Genomic DNA, 15,323 nt, shown 5'->3' on the forward strand with positions numbered 1-15,323 from the left:
CCATGAGCGAGAACGTGACGAACACTGCCGTGACCGCGTCCGACCAGGCAACCGCGCCTACCATCGAGATCGCCGCCCACGCCGGCACTTGCTACGGCGTACAGCGTGCACTCGATATGGCGCTGGCCGCTGCGCCGCAGGCAGGGGAGTGCAATCAGGTCCATACCTTGGGTCCGCTCATCCATAACCCCATCGTGGTGCGCGAGCTTGCTGAGGCAGGCGTTGGTCTGGCAGAGACCCTGGACGACGCCGCATCGGGCACCGTGATCATCCGCGCCCACGGCGTGGTGCCGCAGGTGATCGATGCCGCTCGCGAGCGTGACCTTAACGTCGTCGACGCCACCTGCCCTTACGTCAAGAAGGTCCACGTGGCCGCCGAGCGCCTGGTACGCGAAGGCTACCGCGTGATCGTCGTGGGCGAGCCGGGCCACCCCGAGGTCGAGGGCATCCTGGGCCACGCCGGTAATGACGCGCAGGTCGTGAGCTGTGCCGCCGACGCCAACGCCTTGTCGCTCAAGGGCAAGGTGGGTCTCGTCGTGCAGACCACCCAGACCGCGCAGAACCTCGCCGAGGTCGTGGCGAGTATCACCCCGCGCGTGCAGGAGCTGCGTGTGATCAACACCATCTGCGCCGCCACGAGCGAACGCCAACAGGCAGCAGCCACACTTGCCAACCGCTGCGACTGCATGGTCGTCGTGGGCGGCAAGAACTCGGGCAATACCCGCCGCCTGGCTCAGATTTGCGCAGTCGCCTGCGAGCACACGCATCACATCGAGGAAGCTTCCGAGCTCCAGGCCGCGTGGTTTACCGACGCTCACCACATCGGCATCACTGCCGGAGCCTCCACCCCGCAAGAACACATCGAGCGCGCCGTCGCGCGCATCAAGGAGCTTTGCCGCTAACCATGGACCAGACCGTACCCGCATATGCCGCCGAGGTGGCCGATTACGGGCGCAGCCGCGACCCCGAGCCGGGTGAGGGCGCGCTCGTAAAGAACGTGCGTCCCGAATCGCCCGCGTGGGATGTGGGTATCGAGCCGGGCATGCGCGTGCTCACGGTCAACGGCGAGGCGCTCACCGACATGATCGTGTGGCTCTGGGAGGCCGACGATGATACCGTCGACCTCGAGGTTTTCGACCCGCGCGACGGCACCGTCGCCCCCGTCGAGCTCGACCGCTTTCCCGGCGAGGATTGGGGTTTGGAGTTCGATGGCCCCATCTTCGACGGCATGCGTACCTGCGTCAACGCCTGCGTGTTCTGCTTTATGACCATGCTGCCCAAGGGCGGCCGCTCCACGCTCTATATTCGCGATGACGACTACCGCCTGAGCTTTTTGCAGGGCAACTTTGTCACGCTCACGAACCTCTCCGACGAGGACGTGCAAAACGTCATCCAACGCAACATGAGCCCCATGAACGTGTCGGTCCACGCCGTGAGCCCCGACGTCCGCCGCCGCATGATGGGCCGCAACGCCCAACGTGGCATGGACGTGCTCGAGGCAATCATGGCCGCCGGCATCGAGATTCATGCGCAGATTGTGCTGTGCCCCGGCATGAACGACGGCGAGGAGCTGGAAAAGACCCTGCGCTTTTGCGAGGAGCACGAGCAAATCACAAGCCTGGGCATCGTGCCGCTCGGCTTTACCAAGCATCAGAACCGTTTTAGCTGTTCCTACAGCGACAAGCCCGAGCTAGCGCGCGAGACCATTGCCATGATCCGTCCCTACCAGGACCGTGCCTTCGAGCGCTTTGGCCGCCACACCTTCCAGATGAGCGACGAGTTCTATCTGGACGCCGGCATCGATCCTCCCGAGGCAGACTTTTACGACGGTTACCCGCAGTACTACGACGGCATCGGCATGATCCGCTCGTATCTAGACGAGACCGACGACGTGCTGGCTACCGATGCCGAGCGACTGGCCCGCGTCCGCGAGGCCATCGCCGCCCGCAGCCAGCACCTGCTGTGCCTCTCCGGCGCCAGCGCGCGCGACACCGTGGCGCGCTTTGTGGAGTCGCCGCATGGTCTCGCCGGCACTGTCACGGCCATCAAAAACCGCTACTTTGGTGGCAACGTGGACGTAACCGGCCTCATCGTCGCGTGTGACATTCTGGAGCAGCTGCCCCAAGATCTGTCGGGGGTTATGCTCTTTGTGCCTAAGCTCATGTTCAACGCTGACGGCATGACGCTTGACGAGTATCATCGTGACGATTTACTCGCAAGCCTTACCAGTCGCGGCGCCGAGGTCCATGTGGTATCGACCATGCCGCATGAGCTGCTCGATACCCTGGAGCATATCCTTGGCATTGTGCCCGCGGACTCTAACATTTCCACTGACCCTACCCATTAAAGGAGTGCAGATGAAACCTATCGTCGCCGTCGTCGGACGCCCCAACGTGGGCAAGTCCACGCTCGTTAACCGCCTGGCCCAGACCTCGGACGCCATCGTCCATGAGTCCCGCGGCGTTACTCGCGACCGCTCGTATCACACGGCCGATTGGAACGGCCGCGAGTTCACCATCGTCGACACGGGCGGTATCGAGCCGCTCAAGAGCGACGACGTCTTTGCCACGTCTATCCGCGACCAGGCCCTCGCCGCCGCCGAGGAAGCCGCCGTCATCCTGTTTGTGGTCGACGGCCGCACCGGCGTCACCGAGGAGGACGAGTCGGTCGCTCGCATGCTCAAGCGCTGCGACAAGCCGGTCTTTCTGCTGGTGAACAAGCTCGACAACCCCGAACGCGAGAACGACAGCATCTGGGAGTTCTATTCGCTCGGCATCGGTGAGCCCACGCCCCTCTCGGCCCTGCATGGCCACGGCACGGGCGACCTGCTCGACGATATCGTGGCCCTGCTTCCGGAGGAAGAGGACGAGGTCGCCGCTGAGTTCCCCGATGCGCTGAACGTGGCCATCATCGGCCGCCCCAACGCCGGTAAGTCCTCGCTGTTCAACCGCATCCTGGGCGCCGACCGCTCTATCGTGTCCAACATTGCCGGCACCACGCGCGACGCCATCGACACCGTCGTGGAGCGCAACGGCAAGCACTACCGCATGGTCGACACCGCGGGCATCCGCAAGAAGAGCACCGTGTACGAGAACATCGAGTACTACTCGATGGTCCGCGGCCTGCGCGCCATCGACCGCGCCGACGTGGCGCTGCTCGTCGTCGACGCCTCCGTGGGCGTTACCGAACAGGACCAGAAGGTCATGGGTCTTGCCATCGAGCGCGGCTGTGCCATCGTTGTGCTGCTCAACAAGTGGGACCTGCTCGACGACGACCGTAAGCGCGAGGCCTGCATGGAGACCATCGACCGCCGTCTGGGCGTCATGGCTCCCTGGGCCCAGTACCTGCGCATCTCTGCCCTCACTGGCCGCAGCGTCGAGAAGATCTGGGCGATGGTCGACGCCGCCGAAAAGACACGCTCGCAAAAGATCAGCACCTCGCGCCTCAACACGTTCCTCACCGACCTGCGCGAGTTTGGCCATACCGTGGTGGACGGCAAGCGCCGCCTGCGTATGCACTACGTGACCCAAACGGGCGTCAACCCGCCGACGTTTACGTTCTTCGTCAACCACAGCGACCTGGTCAACGACACCTACCAGCGCTACGTAGAGAACCGCATGCGCTCGACCTTCGACTTTGCCGGCACGCCCATTCGACTCTTCTTTAGGAAGAAGGAGCAAAAGGATGCATAATCCGATTCTGCTGACCGCCATCTGCGCCGTGGTCTCGTTCTTTATCGGGGCGATTCCGTTTGGCCTGATCCTGGGCCGCGTGTTCAACCACACCGACATTCGCAAGGCGGGTTCCGGCAACATCGGCACCACCAACGCCCTGCGCGTGGCCGGCCCCAGGGTGGCCGCGCTCACCCTGCTGCTCGACTGCCTTAAGGGCGCCATCTGTGTCCTTATCGCGCGCCCGCTCATCGCGAGCGTGGGCTATGGCTTCCCCGTGAGCATCATGGCCCCCGGCGCCGCCGGCGACTGGATGCTTGGCGTCGTCTGCCTGGCAGCCGTGTGGGGCCATATCTTCTCGCCCTACCTTAACTTCCATGGCGGCAAGGGTATCGCAGTTGGTCTGGGTGTCATCCTCGCCTGGTACTGGCCTATTGGCCTGTCGCTGCTGGGCATGTTTATCGTAGCCGTCGCCATCACCAAGTATGTGTCAGTGGGTTCGCTTGCCGCAGCCATCGGACTTCCTATCGCTGCTTGCGCGGTCTTTCCGTACAGCAGCCTAGGCCTCAAGTTCTGCATGGCGATGATCGGTATCACCGTGGTGTGGGCCCATCGCTCGAATATCCAAAAGCTCATGGCCGGTAAGGAGTCCAAGCTCTCGTTTACCAAGCGCGTCACCGAGCCCGACGATAAGTAGGAGAGAGTCATGAATGTTGCGCTGATTGGCTCCGGCTCCTGGGGAACCGCCGTCGCCGGCCTCGCCGCCGAGCGAGCCGAGCGCGTGACCATGTGGGCCCACAGCGAGCAAACGGCCACCGGCATCAATGCCGAGCACCGCAATCCCCGGTATCTGGTGGACTACGAGCTGCCCGGCAACGTTGTCGCCGCCACGGACCTGTCGCAGGCGCTCGACGGCGCCGAGGCCATCATCTTTGCCGTGCCCTCCACGCACCTGCGCAGCGTATGCCATCAGGCAGCACCCTTCATCGCCGCCGACACCCCGGCACTCTGCCTCACCAAGGGTATTGAGCCCGAATCCGGCCTGCTTATGAGTGAGGTCATCGCCAGCGAGATCGGCAACGAGCGGCGTGTGGCGGCCCTCTCGGGCCCCAACCATGCCGAGGAGATCTGCCGTGGCGGGCTTTCTGCCGCCGTCATCGCCAGCAAAGATGCGCAGGTAGGGGAGACCTTTAAGGAGCTGCTGCTGTCCACGGCCTTCCGCATCTACCTGTCGCAGGATATGACCGGTGTCGAGGTTTGCGGCGCTATGAAAAACGTCATCGCCATCGTGTGCGGCATCTCCGCCGGCTTCGGCGCGGGCGACAACACGCTCGCCCTCATCATGACGCGCGGCCTGGCCGAGATCAGCCGTCTGGTTCACGCCCGCGGCGGTCAAGCCATGACCTGCATGGGTCTTGCCGGCATGGGTGACCTCATTGCCACCTGCACCTCCGAGCATTCGCGCAACCGCACCTTTGGCTACGAGTTTGCCCACGGCGTCTCGCTCGACGAGTACCAGGCACGTACGCATATGGTGGTCGAGGGCGCCGTCGCGGCCCGCAGCGTCAGTGAGCTTGCCCGTTCACTGGGCGTAGACATTCCGCTCACCTTTGCCGTGGAGCAAACGCTCTACAACGGTGTTACTTTGGATAGGGCGCTCGAGATTCTCACCGATCGCGTCCCTTCTCAAGAGTTCTACGGACTCACCGACTAGCGCAGAAAGGCTTCTACCATGGGTTCCATTAAAATCGCTCCGTCTGTCCTTTCGGCCGACATGGCCAACCTCAAGGGCGAACTCGACAAGATCGCCGGTGCCGACTACGTGCACTTCGACGTTATGGACGGTCACTTTACCGGCAACCTCACCTTTGGCGTTGACATCCTTAAGGCCGTCAAGCGCTCCACCGATGTACCGGTCGACGCGCACCTCATGGTGACGAACCCCGACGAGACGGTCGATTGGTACGCCGACGCCGGTGCCGACATGATCACCGTGCACTACGAGGCTTCCACGCACCTGCACCGCACGCTCACGCATCTGCAGCAGCTCGGCGTCAAGGCCGGCGTGGTGCTCAACCCCGCCACCCCCGTGTGCGTGCTCGAGAGCATCATCGACGTCGTCGATATGGTGCTGCTCATGAGCGTGAACCCGGGCTTTGGCGGCCAGAGCTTTATCCCGGGCACCATCGCAAAGCTTCACGAGCTCAAGGCCATGTGCGAGCGCCACGGCGTGTCGCCCCTGATCGAGGTCGACGGCGGTATCTCTTCCAAGAACATCGCCGAGGTCGTCAAGGCCGGCGCCAACGTGCTCGTGGCCGGCTCCGCCGTATTTAAGTCCGAAGATCCCGCTGCCGAGGTTGCGCTGCTGCAGAAGCTGGGCAACGAGGCCGCACAGGAGGCATAAACCCTTATGACCGCAGGTCAAAACCGCATACCCGTGAATCTTGACTATGCCGCCTCGACGCCCATGCGCGCCGAGGCGCTCCTTGCGCAGCGCGAGTACGATGACAGCGAGCTTGCCGGCGTCAACCCCAACTCGCTGCATTCGCTCGGCCGCAAGGCCGCCGCGCGTCTGGAGGTTGCACGTCGCGAGATCGCCCATAGCTTTGGCGCACGCGTCCGCCCGTCCGAGATTGTTCTGACCAACGGCGGCACCGAAGCCAACCAGCTGGCGCTGCTCGGTCTTGCCGAGGGCGCTCGTCAGCGCGATCGCAAGCGTAACCGCGTGATCGCATCTGCCATCGAGCACGATTCGATTCTGGACAACCTGCCGCTGCTGCGTGCCGCCGGCTTTACCGTCGACCTGGTGCAGCCCTGCCGCGCGGGCTACATTGAGCCTGCCACGCTTGTCGAGCTGCTAGGCGACGACGTGGCGCTCGTGAGCATCATGGTTGCCAACAACGAGACCGGCGTGGTGCAGCCCATCCGCGAGCTTGCCGCGGCCGCGCATACCGTGGGCGCCCTGTTCCACACCGATGCCATCCAGGGCTACTTGCATATTCCGCTCGATGTCACCGAACTGGGCGTCGATGCCATGTCCGTTGCCGCGCATAAGATCGGTGGTCCCGTGGCATCCGGCGCGCTCTACCTTAAGAACCGCGCGCCGCTGCGCCCCCGCATCTTTGGCGGCGGACAGGAAGCCGGACGTCGCGCCGGCACGCAGGACCTGCGCACGCAGCTCGCCTTTGCCGCTGCCGCCCGCACGCTGGCGCCCCATGTGGCCCAGGAGCGTGCGACGCTGCAAGCCCTTTCCGATAAGCTCTACGCCACGTTTACGGCCCATCCGCGCATTCACGCCACCATGGGCGACTACGCGCAGGCGGATCGTTTGCCGGGTATGGTGTCGATCTACGTTGATGGCATGGACTCCGAGGAGCTCATCATCAAGCTCGATGCCGCCGGCTTTGAGGTTTCGGCCGGTTCTGCCTGCTCGAGCGGAAGCATGGACCCGAGCCATGTGCTCAGCGCCATGGGCATTGGCCGCGAGCAGGCGTTGGGCGCACTGCGCATCTCCTTCGATGACCGCGTGAATCCGGACGATCTGGACAACTTTGCCCAGACGCTGCTCTCAATCGTAGGTGCCGCATGATCGTCGCCGAACTCGAGCGTGCGCTGCTGGCACGCTATCCCAAGACTGACGCCGAACCCTGGGACCACGTAGGCTTATCCGTAGGCGACCCCGACGACGAGATCCGCGGCGTGGCCTGCGCGCTCGACGCTACCGAGGCCAACGTGCAGCGCGCCTTGGAAGCCGGCGCCAACGTGCTGCTGACGCATCATCCCATCTATATCAAGGCGCCCGAGGCCTTTTGCCCGCCCAGCGCGACGCGTCCCCAGTGCAGTGCGGCGCTGTACGAGGCAGCTCGTTGCGGCGTGAGCATCATCTCGCTTCACACCAACCTGGACCGCTCGCACGAAGCGCGCGTTCGCCTGAGTGAGCTGCTGGGCGCTGAGCCCATGAGCTCGTTGGAGCATGTGGACGACCCCGAGGCCTGCGGCCTGGGCGCGTTAGCAACGCTCAACGAACCGCGCACGCTGCGCGACCTTGCCACGCGCGCCGCCACGGCGTTTGGCAGCGACCCCCGTGTTTGGGGCGAGGCCGATTACCCGTGCCGGACCGTTGCCATTCTGGGCGGCTCCCTGGGTGACTTTGGAGAGCTTGCCATTGCCGCCGGTGCGGATGTTGTCGTGACGGGCGAGGCGGGCTACCACGTGGCGCAAGACCTTGCCTTGCGCGGGCTGCCAGTGGTTTTGCTCGGCCATGACCGCTCCGAGGAGCCGTTCGTTGATATATTGATGAACTCTGCAGTTGACGCCGGGGTCGACCCCCGTCATGCGATTAAAATACTGAACCCTTGCCAATGGTGGACTGTGACAAAAGGAGAGAACTTATGAGCGCCGGCGCTACGCTACTCAAGCTGCAACAGATCGATTTGGAGCTCGCCCGCAACAAGAGCGAACTTGCCAATATGCCGGAGCTCAAGGAGCTCGCTTCCAAGCGCAAGACCTATGTGAAGCTCAAGTCCGAGATGACCAAGCTCTACGCCCAGCGCAAGGATCTGGATATCGAGCTCGACGACCTCAACACCACCGAGATTCAGACCAATAACGCCATCGAGGCCGCCAAGAAGCGCCACGTTGACGGCTCTGACTACCGCGAGGTTCAGGACCTGGAGAACGAGCTCGCCACCCTGGCCAAGCGTCTGGACAAGATCGAGCACACCCGCAAGGACGTCGTAGTCGCCCACAAGGAGGCGCTCGACCGCGAGGCCCGTGCGCAGGCCATCATCGCCAAGTTCGAGGAGGGCGTGAAGGCCGATACCAAGGCCGCCCGCGCCAAGGCCACCGACCTCCAGGCTCAGATTGATGCCGCCACCAAGGAGCGCACCGCGCTTGCCGCCACGCTGCCGACCGACGTACTCACCGATTACGAGCGTCTGCTCAAGCAGTTCCGCGGCCTGGCAGTCGAGACCATCAAGGGTAACATCCCCACGGTCTGCCACACCGCGCTGCAGGCGTCGTCCATGAGCGACCTCAACCACGACGGTAGTGAGATTACGCATTGCCCGTACTGCCACCGCCTGCTGGTGCTTCCCAACAAGGAAGCCTAAATGATGACGGCGGCATCCAACAATACAATGCAACTTGAGGGAAAAACGATCCTGCTGGGCATTACCGGCGGGATCGCCGCCTATAAGTCGTGCAATATCGTGCGCCTGCTGCAAAAGCGCGGCGCGCGCGTCAAGGTCGTTATGAGCGAGCATGCCACGGAGTTTGTGGGCCCGCTCACCTTCCGTGCGCTCACGAATGAGCCGGTCGCGGTGGGCCTTTTCGACGACCCCTCCGACCCCATCCACCATATTTCGCTGGCGCAGGAGCCCGATTTGGTGGCCGTGGCGCCCGCGACGGCCAATATCATCGCCAAGATGGCAAACGGTATCGCCGACGACCTCATCTCCACCACGCTGCTTGCCACACCGCGACCCATCGTGGTCGCACCCGCCATGAACAACGGTATGTGGAAGGCGCCGGCGACGCAGGCCAATATGGCCACGCTGCGCGAGCGCGGTGTCCACGTGGTGGGGCCCGGCAGCGGCTACCTTGCCTGCGGTGACGTGGACACGGGACGCATGAGCGAGCCCGAGGGCATCGTCGAGGCCGTCTGCGAGGTGCTCAACCCCGTCCCGCAAGACCTGGCGGGCAAGCGCGTCGTGATTACCGCCGGCCCCACGCACGAGCCGATTGACCCTGTGCGCTTCATTGGCAACCGGTCGTCGGGCAAGATGGGCATCGCCCTGGCGGGGGAGGCCGCTCGCCGCGGCGCTGCGGTCACGCTTGTGCTGGGGCCGACATCGCTCGACGTGGGCCGCGGCGTGGAGTGTGTGCGCGTGCAGACCGCAGCAGAGATGCTGCAGGCGGCTCTGAGCGCCTTTCAGACGGCCGATGCGGCCATTTGCGCGGCCGCCGTCGCCGACTACACGCCTGCCGCCCCTGCGGACCACAAACTCAAAAAGGCCAACGAGCGCCTGGACCACATCGAACTGGTCGAGACGATCGATATTTTGGCCGAGCTTTCACGCCAAAAGGGAGAGCGGTGCGTGATCGGCTTTGCGGCCGAGACCGATAACGTCGTGGAGTACGCACAGCGCAAACTTGCCCGTAAGGGTTGCGATGCGATCATCGCCAACGATGTCTCGCGCGCTGATTCAGGCTTCGGAACCGATACCAACAAGGCCTGGATCGTGAGCAAAGCGGGTACGCAAGAACTTCCCGTACTAACAAAACCCCAGCTTGCAGATACAATTTTGGACTTGCTTCAAAATATTTAAAAAAGTTCTTGCACAAGGGCAAAGTTTCGGGTTAATATACTCCCTGTTGCGAGCGAGAGCAGAGCAACAAACAAAAGCTTCGGGACGTGGCGCAGCTTGGTAGCGCACTTGACTGGGGGTCAAGGGGTCGCTGGTTCGAATCCAGTCGTCCCGACCAGAAGTTTGCAGGTCAGGCACCTAGTGCCTGACCTTTTTTGTTTTAAGCAATTGCTTAATTTTGATTAAGCAACAGGGTGCTAAAAATCTACCTACGCGATATTCGCCTTTTGCGGCTACTTGCGCGTTTTGCACGCGCTTGAGCCGATTTATTAACGCGATATGAATCTACATACGCGTAGCTGGTATACAGCCGAGTACGGGCTGTATTTATCGCGGCGATTTACACAGATATAGCGACTGTAACGGACAAGCGTGTCGCTGTATTTATTCCAGTAGTTCACTTGACCGGTGGACAAGTGAGCGGTTGCAACGAAACGGCAAGCGGGATGGGCCCTATACGAGGGCGCCGCAGAGGTAATAGAGGTGAAGTGCGGCAGGCGCTCTGAGAGGCGCAGTACGACCCCTTTTTCCTCGAACCGACTACCTTTGTACCATGAACCTCAAATTGTTCAAGTAATCGCCAAAAGAAAGGCCCGCGCAGGATTGCACGGGCCTTTCACTAGACAAACTAGAAGACAAACTAGAAGACAAGCTAGAAGACAGGTTAAAAACACCAGGCGAGGCATATGCAATACGAGTACGTCGCGCCGTAGTCGTTATAGTTACCGTTGCTATAGATACAGCGGAAGTACGCGGAGCCGCTCGGATCCACGGAGCGCGTCCAGTGATAAAAGCTCGACGACACCCCTGAATGGTTCGAGTACGTCACGCCCTTGGATTTGTAGTACTCGTACTGGGTACCGTCAGTCTGGCGGTCTCCGTAGATCTCGGTCATCGAGAGCAGGAAGACTTTATCGGTCGTGGCCGATGGGGCGCTGGCACTGCCACCACCCTTGTTATCGGTCATCTTCGTGACGGCCTTCGCCTTGGACTGGAGATCGATCGGTAGGAGCGACCAGAGGTCACCGGAATTGAGGCGGCCGCGGATCTCCGATTTCTCCCAGCCGCCGGCATTGGTGCTCGTGGCGTTCATTCGCTGCTCGTCCATGGCAGTGTTGGTTACCTCGAACGTGAGCCCAGCCTTACCGGAGCCGTCCGCGAGGTCATCGTGGTTGATACCGATGATGCGATACTCGAGCGTCTTGCCGTTCGTCAACTTCATCGAGAACTTCGTCCCCGCGTCCATCGCGGCCTTCGCCTTTGCGTACGCCGGCGACGCCTCGCCCTTGGCGGCGATGTCCTTGGCCACGGCCTCCTGCTCGTCGAGCGTCCAGTCCTTCGCGTCCTTGGCGACAGCCGCCTGGACGGTCGCGGAATCGGCTCCCGCAGAGCCGCCGCCGGTTGCGCCGCCCTCGACCCCGCCGGTCGTCCCATTGCTCACCGTGTTGCCGACCAGGTTGAACTGGTTGCGGATGGCCCCCGCCACGCCGGGTCCCGCGAACACGATCACCAGGCCGATGATGGCGATGATCAGGACGTACTCGATGATAGATTGGCCTTGGAGGCGGGTTCTCCTAGGAGATACCCCCCCCCCGAAGGTTAATTGCCGCTGCATGCATTTGCGGCTCCCTTCGCTCAGGGTTTGTAGATACATCGCCGAGCGTAGGGCTATTTCAGATTTCTGCATCGGTCTTGCCGCAGCGGCAAACGTAATTAACTAAACGCCTTCGCGGCGCAATCAACCGCTCACTCAATCGAATTTGTTGCTCAACAAATTCGCAGGTGAGGACAGCAGAATTGGTGTTACCGGAAGTTACGGAGGACCGCCGGTGTCGAGGCGGGCGGTCGAGAAGAAGGGACCAAAAATGAGAAGCCTGGAGCTGATAATCTTCTTCCTGCCTCTCTTGGCGATCGCCGCCAACATCTGCGGCGTAGCGGAGCTCGTTAAGATTGCCAGGGCCAAGGGGCATTACACCAATGGCGCGGGAATCCTCTGGTTCATCGGCCTTTTCGGCACCGCGCTCATGGTCGGCCTGATCGTCTGCGCTCTGCCCGACCGAGCGGCACCGGCGCCCAGCGCACAAAGGGACGAAGACGCCCTGCCCGAGGTGTAGTAATGTCGAAATACAAGATAGCCTACCGCGACGCCAACCCCTCCTGGCAGGAGCTTTGCCCTGTCAGGATGTTAGCCATCCAAGTCTCCAGAGACACCGAGACGGGAGCCTGCTTCCTCCAAACAAAGATCGTCAACGTATCGACGAAACCCATCAGCCGCATAGAGTTCACTGTCGGGCTCGAGGGCGAGGGAGGGGAGACGGAGACCGTCGACTTCTCGCTCCTAGATGCCGACCTGCCCGCCGGCGAGGTGCTCAGGCCCAAGGCGGTGAGAATCAAGCTGTCTGTTATCACCGGCTCGCGTGCCGTTGTGACCCGAGCGGACGGCGAGACCTCCTTCGGCGACCCGATCGACATCGATAGCCCCGCGCCACTCGCACTCAACGGGGTCGAGGAGTCGGAACGCGATGTCCTGCTCTCCGAGATGGGGGCCGATACCTTCAAATGCGCGGGCGTCCATTCCGAACACGACGGGTGGTGGCAGTGCGGCTGCGGTGCGGTGAACCTCAAGCGCGGTACCTGCTGGAACTGCGGCGCCGTGCGCGAGAAAATGGCGGATCTGGAAGATGCCGCGTTCCTGGATGAATCCAGAAGGGACAGGGTCTACAAGACGAGCGTCGCGATACTCGAGAAGGGCAACAGGAAGGAAGCTGAAGCCGCCAAGGAGAGCCTCGAGAGGCTGGCCGAGCAGGGCTACGGGGATTCGGGCGAGAAGGCAAGAGAGGCCGGCATGAAGATTGCGAACCTCTCGAAAAGGAGGAAGAAGATAGCCGTCGCGGGCCTTGGAAAGGATTACGCCGGGGACGTTCTTGTTGGAGTCGCTATGCAGTGTATTCGGGCTGATGTTCCAGTCGGAACAATCCAGATGGAGACTCCGACACTGCTCGGACATTCCCGTTAAGTCATATACAGCACTGAAATCGCACTTGGCACCGAGACCAGTTACGTCCACATCCGCGTCCGGAACGAATCGAAGCGGTATCCCGTTTCAAAACGTATGCGTTTCACCATGAGAGAGGGATCTGTCATGAGCTGGAAACCGAGAAAATGCGTTATCGCCTTACTGACTTTGGCGGCTCTGACGTGTTTCGCCGCCTTGATCGCCGTCAATATCAAACCGCAACACGATGCTTATCCCTCATCTTTGTCCATTAAAATGGGCCAAAATTTCAGCCTCGGCCGAAACGTGAATTATTTTAACAAGCTAAAACCTAATGAGGAAAATATCTTGATGTTCTGGGCATCGTGGTGTCAGCACTGCGAATCTCTCATAGAAGATATGCAACAACTTGATAATTTCGCAGCCTTAAGGAAGAACCTTTTCACTGTTTCCGAGGACAGCACAATTGAAGAAGCCTCGGTCCATGAAGGAGACTTTCCCATATACATAGATTAAGATAAGACCGTGTATGACCAATATGAACTTGAGCATATTCCGTCCATATTCATACTGGATGATCAAGGAAACATCATCGGCTTATCCGAAGGAGAGGAAGAACCTCTTGCCTTATTAAAGAAATACGCCAAATACAACGGATATAAAGCGGAAGGAGGCGACATCAAGTAACTATCAAAGGCCAGATTAAGGAGCCAGCCATGAAGAAATGCCTGCTCTCCATCGTCTCAGCAGCTCTTTGCCTCTCCCTTGTCATGACACCATTTGTGCCCGTTGCGGCAGCCTATGCCGACGAGGGGTCTCCCGCCGAGAGCAGCGAAATCTACGTCGGAGACAACTACGACGAAAATTACGATATATCCCTTTTTGAGCGCGGACGCTGCACGGATTCATATTCCAAGGCGTGGTGCGATTCTCACGGATTTGCAAATAACCGCACCGTCCCTCACAAGGTCAAGCTGAACGTGAAGGAGGAGTCTTGCCTGCGCGATCCCTACCTTGCTGGCACCGCTGAAGTTATCGCCGGTCTCGTGACAACCGGTCCTGGCGGCGGCTTGTTTGCAACCGCAATGACATCGTGCCGACTTTTCACTTGCATGTTCTAAAAGGAGGTTGCCATGCTGTCGCAAAATCAATCGAGATACTTGACCACAATCGGCTTTGCCCTGCTTGCATTACTCTTTGCTAGCGACCTTTTGCTGAAACCGCCCAAGGAACTCGTTTTGCTTGCCATAGACTGCCTTTCCGCCCTTTACTTTACGGCAACCCTATTCGTCGGACTAAAGGAGAGGAAAAAAGGCGCAGTCGTCGCATCCGCCGTATGCTTGATCATAATCATTGCATCATTCTTTATCTGACACGTTGGTGATTTAGGGGCGATATCGTAGGAATACGACCGGGAGAGTCGGGACCAGATTGCCCGGGTTGCCCGGTCGGCTCGCGCGACGGTGCGGCGGTTCCACAGAAAGCTCTCCGGACTTCACGCCGTTTCTGATCGCATTGTAGACAGCCATCTCGTCTTCGCAGTCGGCGAGCACGCGGTGTGCGTCGTCGTTTTGGATGTCCAGTAAATCTCGAAGGTCCTCCATGCACCAGCGTCCGAGATTTGGCCATGCGCGTTGCGCGAGCTGATAAGTGTCGATTGCGATGTTGTAGTTAAAGTCCAAGCCAATGCCGTCCCAGGCAGAACGGCTTTGTTTCCTTGATTATCAACTTCATCCGGACACTTCCCGCATTCATCCGTGTGTGTACGGATGAATGCGGGGTTCAATACCCCGGCGGTCTGATCGGCAGGCCGCCGGGAACTCTCACTCCTCGATAAAAGCCGGCACCCGGTTAGTCCTGCGCATCTTGAAATTGCCATTTTCGTGGGAGACGTAGAGGATGCCGTCCATCCCGTCTCGCGATGCATATGAAAGGTGAACAGAACCGCAATCCGCTCCATCATTGTCGAGAAGATCGAACGAATTCGGGTCGCTCGTTGCGGCCAAACGACCACTCATACAAGAACCATCGTCATTACAGATTTGCCATTCCATGTCTTCGCCTGCAAGAATCGCCATAGACGGCCTGGTCGCGCCATCGTTGACATACATCCCGTCTATGCCAAACCCATTTTCAGCGCCATCGATGAACGACTGCTCGGACCTATACCTCGCAAATGATGCACATAGCACCATTGCAAGACAAAGTACAAAGCCAACAATCGCTATCTTTGCATAGCTCTTGCCTATCATGTCATTCACCTCCCTCGTATGTATCGAGGTATTCCTG

The 15,323-nt window shown here is 60.6% G+C and carries 18 protein-coding genes and 1 tRNA gene; 16 read left to right on the forward strand and 3 right to left on the reverse strand.

Going from position 1 to position 15,323, the window contains the following annotated elements; all coding sequences use genetic code 11:
• The first annotated feature begins 2 nt into the window (after positions 1–2).
• From ispH to DW821_RS02990, 11 genes are all read left to right on the forward strand, one after another.
• Complete coding sequence (gene ispH / locus DW821_RS02940; protein ID WP_117637002.1) at positions 3–902, forward strand: 4-hydroxy-3-methylbut-2-enyl diphosphate reductase; 900 nt, start codon at positions 3–5, stop codon at positions 900–902.
• Between the two features lie 2 nt (positions 903–904).
• Positions 905–2,347 (forward strand): DUF512 domain-containing protein, encoded by a 1,443-nt coding sequence (locus tag DW821_RS02945; RefSeq protein WP_117637003.1) that lies wholly within the window; start codon positions 905–907, stop codon positions 2,345–2,347.
• Between the two features lie 10 nt (positions 2,348–2,357).
• Positions 2,358–3,692, forward strand: a complete 1,335-nt coding sequence (gene der / locus DW821_RS02950; RefSeq protein ID WP_117648523.1) for a ribosome biogenesis GTPase Der — start codon at positions 2,358–2,360, stop codon at positions 3,690–3,692.
• Positions 3,685–4,368: a glycerol-3-phosphate 1-O-acyltransferase PlsY gene (gene plsY, locus DW821_RS02955; protein WP_117648522.1), complete on the forward strand. Its 684-nt coding sequence runs from the start codon at positions 3,685–3,687 to the stop codon at positions 4,366–4,368. The genes der and plsY overlap by 8 nt, the downstream gene beginning before the upstream one ends.
• A gap of 9 nt (positions 4,369–4,377) precedes the next feature.
• Positions 4,378–5,385 carry an NAD(P)H-dependent glycerol-3-phosphate dehydrogenase gene (locus DW821_RS02960; protein ID WP_118065472.1) on the forward strand — a complete coding sequence of 336 codons (1,008 nt, stop codon included), beginning with the start codon at positions 4,378–4,380 and terminating at the stop codon, positions 5,383–5,385.
• A gap of 18 nt (positions 5,386–5,403) precedes the next feature.
• The gene (gene rpe, locus DW821_RS02965; protein ID WP_117817346.1) at positions 5,404–6,075 is read left to right on the forward strand and encodes a ribulose-phosphate 3-epimerase; all 672 of its coding nucleotides are present in this window, start codon (positions 5,404–5,406) and stop codon (positions 6,073–6,075) included.
• Positions 6,076–6,081: 6 nt separating this feature from the next.
• Entirely contained in the window at positions 6,082–7,260 is a 1,179-nt protein-coding gene (locus tag DW821_RS02970; RefSeq protein ID WP_118065474.1) for a cysteine desulfurase family protein, read from the forward strand.
• Positions 7,257–8,066: a Nif3-like dinuclear metal center hexameric protein gene (locus tag DW821_RS02975; protein ID WP_118065476.1), complete on the forward strand. Its 810-nt coding sequence runs from the start codon at positions 7,257–7,259 to the stop codon at positions 8,064–8,066. The genes DW821_RS02970 and DW821_RS02975 overlap by 4 nt, the downstream gene beginning before the upstream one ends.
• The gene (locus tag DW821_RS02980; RefSeq protein ID WP_118065478.1) at positions 8,063–8,782 is read left to right on the forward strand and encodes a zinc ribbon domain-containing protein; all 720 of its coding nucleotides are present in this window, start codon (positions 8,063–8,065) and stop codon (positions 8,780–8,782) included. Before DW821_RS02975 ends, DW821_RS02980 begins: the two co-directional genes overlap by 4 nt.
• Positions 8,783–8,785: 3 nt before the next feature.
• Positions 8,786–10,000, forward strand: coding sequence for a bifunctional phosphopantothenoylcysteine decarboxylase/phosphopantothenate--cysteine ligase CoaBC (coaBC, locus tag DW821_RS02985; protein ID WP_233545872.1), 1,215 nt, complete (start codon positions 8,786–8,788; stop codon positions 9,998–10,000).
• 80 nt (positions 10,001–10,080) lie between these two features.
• A tRNA-Pro gene (locus DW821_RS02990) sits at positions 10,081–10,157 on the forward strand.
• A gap of 546 nt (positions 10,158–10,703) precedes the next feature.
• Here DW821_RS02990 and DW821_RS02995 read toward each other — a convergent pair.
• Positions 10,704–11,543, reverse strand: coding sequence for a DUF6273 domain-containing protein (locus tag DW821_RS02995; RefSeq protein WP_147487026.1), 840 nt, complete (start codon positions 11,541–11,543; stop codon positions 10,704–10,706).
• 361 nt (positions 11,544–11,904) lie between these two features.
• Here DW821_RS02995 and DW821_RS03000 point away from each other — a divergent pair, with 361 nt between their 5' ends.
• From DW821_RS03000 to DW821_RS03020, 5 genes are all read left to right on the forward strand, one after another.
• Positions 11,905–12,153: a hypothetical protein gene (locus DW821_RS03000; RefSeq protein WP_117638267.1), complete on the forward strand. Its 249-nt coding sequence runs from the start codon at positions 11,905–11,907 to the stop codon at positions 12,151–12,153.
• 2 nt (positions 12,154–12,155) lie between these two features.
• On the forward strand, positions 12,156–13,055 hold the full coding sequence (locus DW821_RS03005; RefSeq protein ID WP_117638268.1) for a hypothetical protein: 900 nt from the start codon (positions 12,156–12,158) through the stop codon (positions 13,053–13,055).
• A gap of 126 nt (positions 13,056–13,181) precedes the next feature.
• The gene (locus DW821_RS03010; protein WP_117638269.1) at positions 13,182–13,550 is read left to right on the forward strand and encodes a hypothetical protein; all 369 of its coding nucleotides are present in this window, start codon (positions 13,182–13,184) and stop codon (positions 13,548–13,550) included.
• A 200-nt stretch (positions 13,551–13,750) separates the two neighbouring features.
• Positions 13,751–14,155 carry a hypothetical protein gene (locus DW821_RS03015; protein WP_117629395.1) on the forward strand — a complete coding sequence of 135 codons (405 nt, stop codon included), beginning with the start codon at positions 13,751–13,753 and terminating at the stop codon, positions 14,153–14,155.
• Between the two features lie 12 nt (positions 14,156–14,167).
• Complete coding sequence (locus DW821_RS03020) at positions 14,168–14,407, forward strand: hypothetical protein (protein WP_117629396.1); 240 nt, start codon at positions 14,168–14,170, stop codon at positions 14,405–14,407.
• 12 nt (positions 14,408–14,419) lie between these two features.
• Here the strand turns inward: DW821_RS03020 and DW821_RS03025 are convergent, their stop codons facing one another.
• Together DW821_RS03025 and DW821_RS03030 are read right to left on the reverse strand one after the other, a co-directional pair.
• Positions 14,420–14,716 (reverse strand): hypothetical protein, encoded by a 297-nt coding sequence (locus DW821_RS03025; RefSeq protein WP_117629397.1) that lies wholly within the window; start codon positions 14,714–14,716, stop codon positions 14,420–14,422.
• A 141-nt stretch (positions 14,717–14,857) separates the two neighbouring features.
• A partial coding sequence (locus DW821_RS03030; RefSeq protein WP_233552981.1) for a hypothetical protein occupies positions 14,858–15,323 on the reverse strand: 466 nt, incomplete at its 5' end.

Source organism: Collinsella sp. AM33-4BH (genome assembly GCF_003469205.1).
In the GTDB taxonomy this organism is placed as follows: Bacteria; Actinomycetota; Coriobacteriia; order Coriobacteriales; family Coriobacteriaceae; genus Collinsella.

Bases quoted from the DNA above. Each gene is read 5' to 3' on its own strand.
- DW821_RS03015 (WP_117629395.1), top strand. From the start codon at position 13,751: ATGAAGAAATGCCTGCTCTCCATCGTCTCAGCAGCTCTTTGCCTCTCC.
- DW821_RS03020 (WP_117629396.1), top strand. From the start codon at position 14,168: ATGCTGTCGCAAAATCAATCGAGATACTTGACCACAATCGGCTTTGCC.
- DW821_RS03000 (WP_117638267.1), top strand. From the start codon at position 11,905: ATGAGAAGCCTGGAGCTGATAATCTTCTTCCTGCCTCTCTTGGCGATC.
- rpe (WP_117817346.1), top strand. From the start codon at position 5,404: ATGGGTTCCATTAAAATCGCTCCGTCTGTCCTTTCGGCCGACATGGCC.
- DW821_RS03010 (WP_117638269.1), top strand. From the start codon at position 13,182: ATGAGCTGGAAACCGAGAAAATGCGTTATCGCCTTACTGACTTTGGCG.
- DW821_RS02980 (WP_118065478.1), top strand. From the start codon at position 8,063: ATGAGCGCCGGCGCTACGCTACTCAAGCTGCAACAGATCGATTTGGAG.
- DW821_RS02970 (WP_118065474.1), top strand. From the start codon at position 6,082: ATGACCGCAGGTCAAAACCGCATACCCGTGAATCTTGACTATGCCGCC.
- der (WP_117648523.1), top strand. From the start codon at position 2,358: ATGAAACCTATCGTCGCCGTCGTCGGACGCCCCAACGTGGGCAAGTCC.
- DW821_RS02945 (WP_117637003.1), top strand. From the start codon at position 905: ATGGACCAGACCGTACCCGCATATGCCGCCGAGGTGGCCGATTACGGG.
- DW821_RS03005 (WP_117638268.1), top strand. From the start codon at position 12,156: ATGTCGAAATACAAGATAGCCTACCGCGACGCCAACCCCTCCTGGCAG.
- coaBC (WP_233545872.1), top strand. From the start codon at position 8,786: ATGACGGCGGCATCCAACAATACAATGCAACTTGAGGGAAAAACGATC.
- ispH (WP_117637002.1), top strand. From the start codon at position 3: ATGAGCGAGAACGTGACGAACACTGCCGTGACCGCGTCCGACCAGGCA.
- DW821_RS02960 (WP_118065472.1), top strand. From the start codon at position 4,378: ATGAATGTTGCGCTGATTGGCTCCGGCTCCTGGGGAACCGCCGTCGCC.
- plsY (WP_117648522.1), top strand. From the start codon at position 3,685: ATGCATAATCCGATTCTGCTGACCGCCATCTGCGCCGTGGTCTCGTTC.
- DW821_RS02975 (WP_118065476.1), top strand. From the start codon at position 7,257: ATGATCGTCGCCGAACTCGAGCGTGCGCTGCTGGCACGCTATCCCAAG.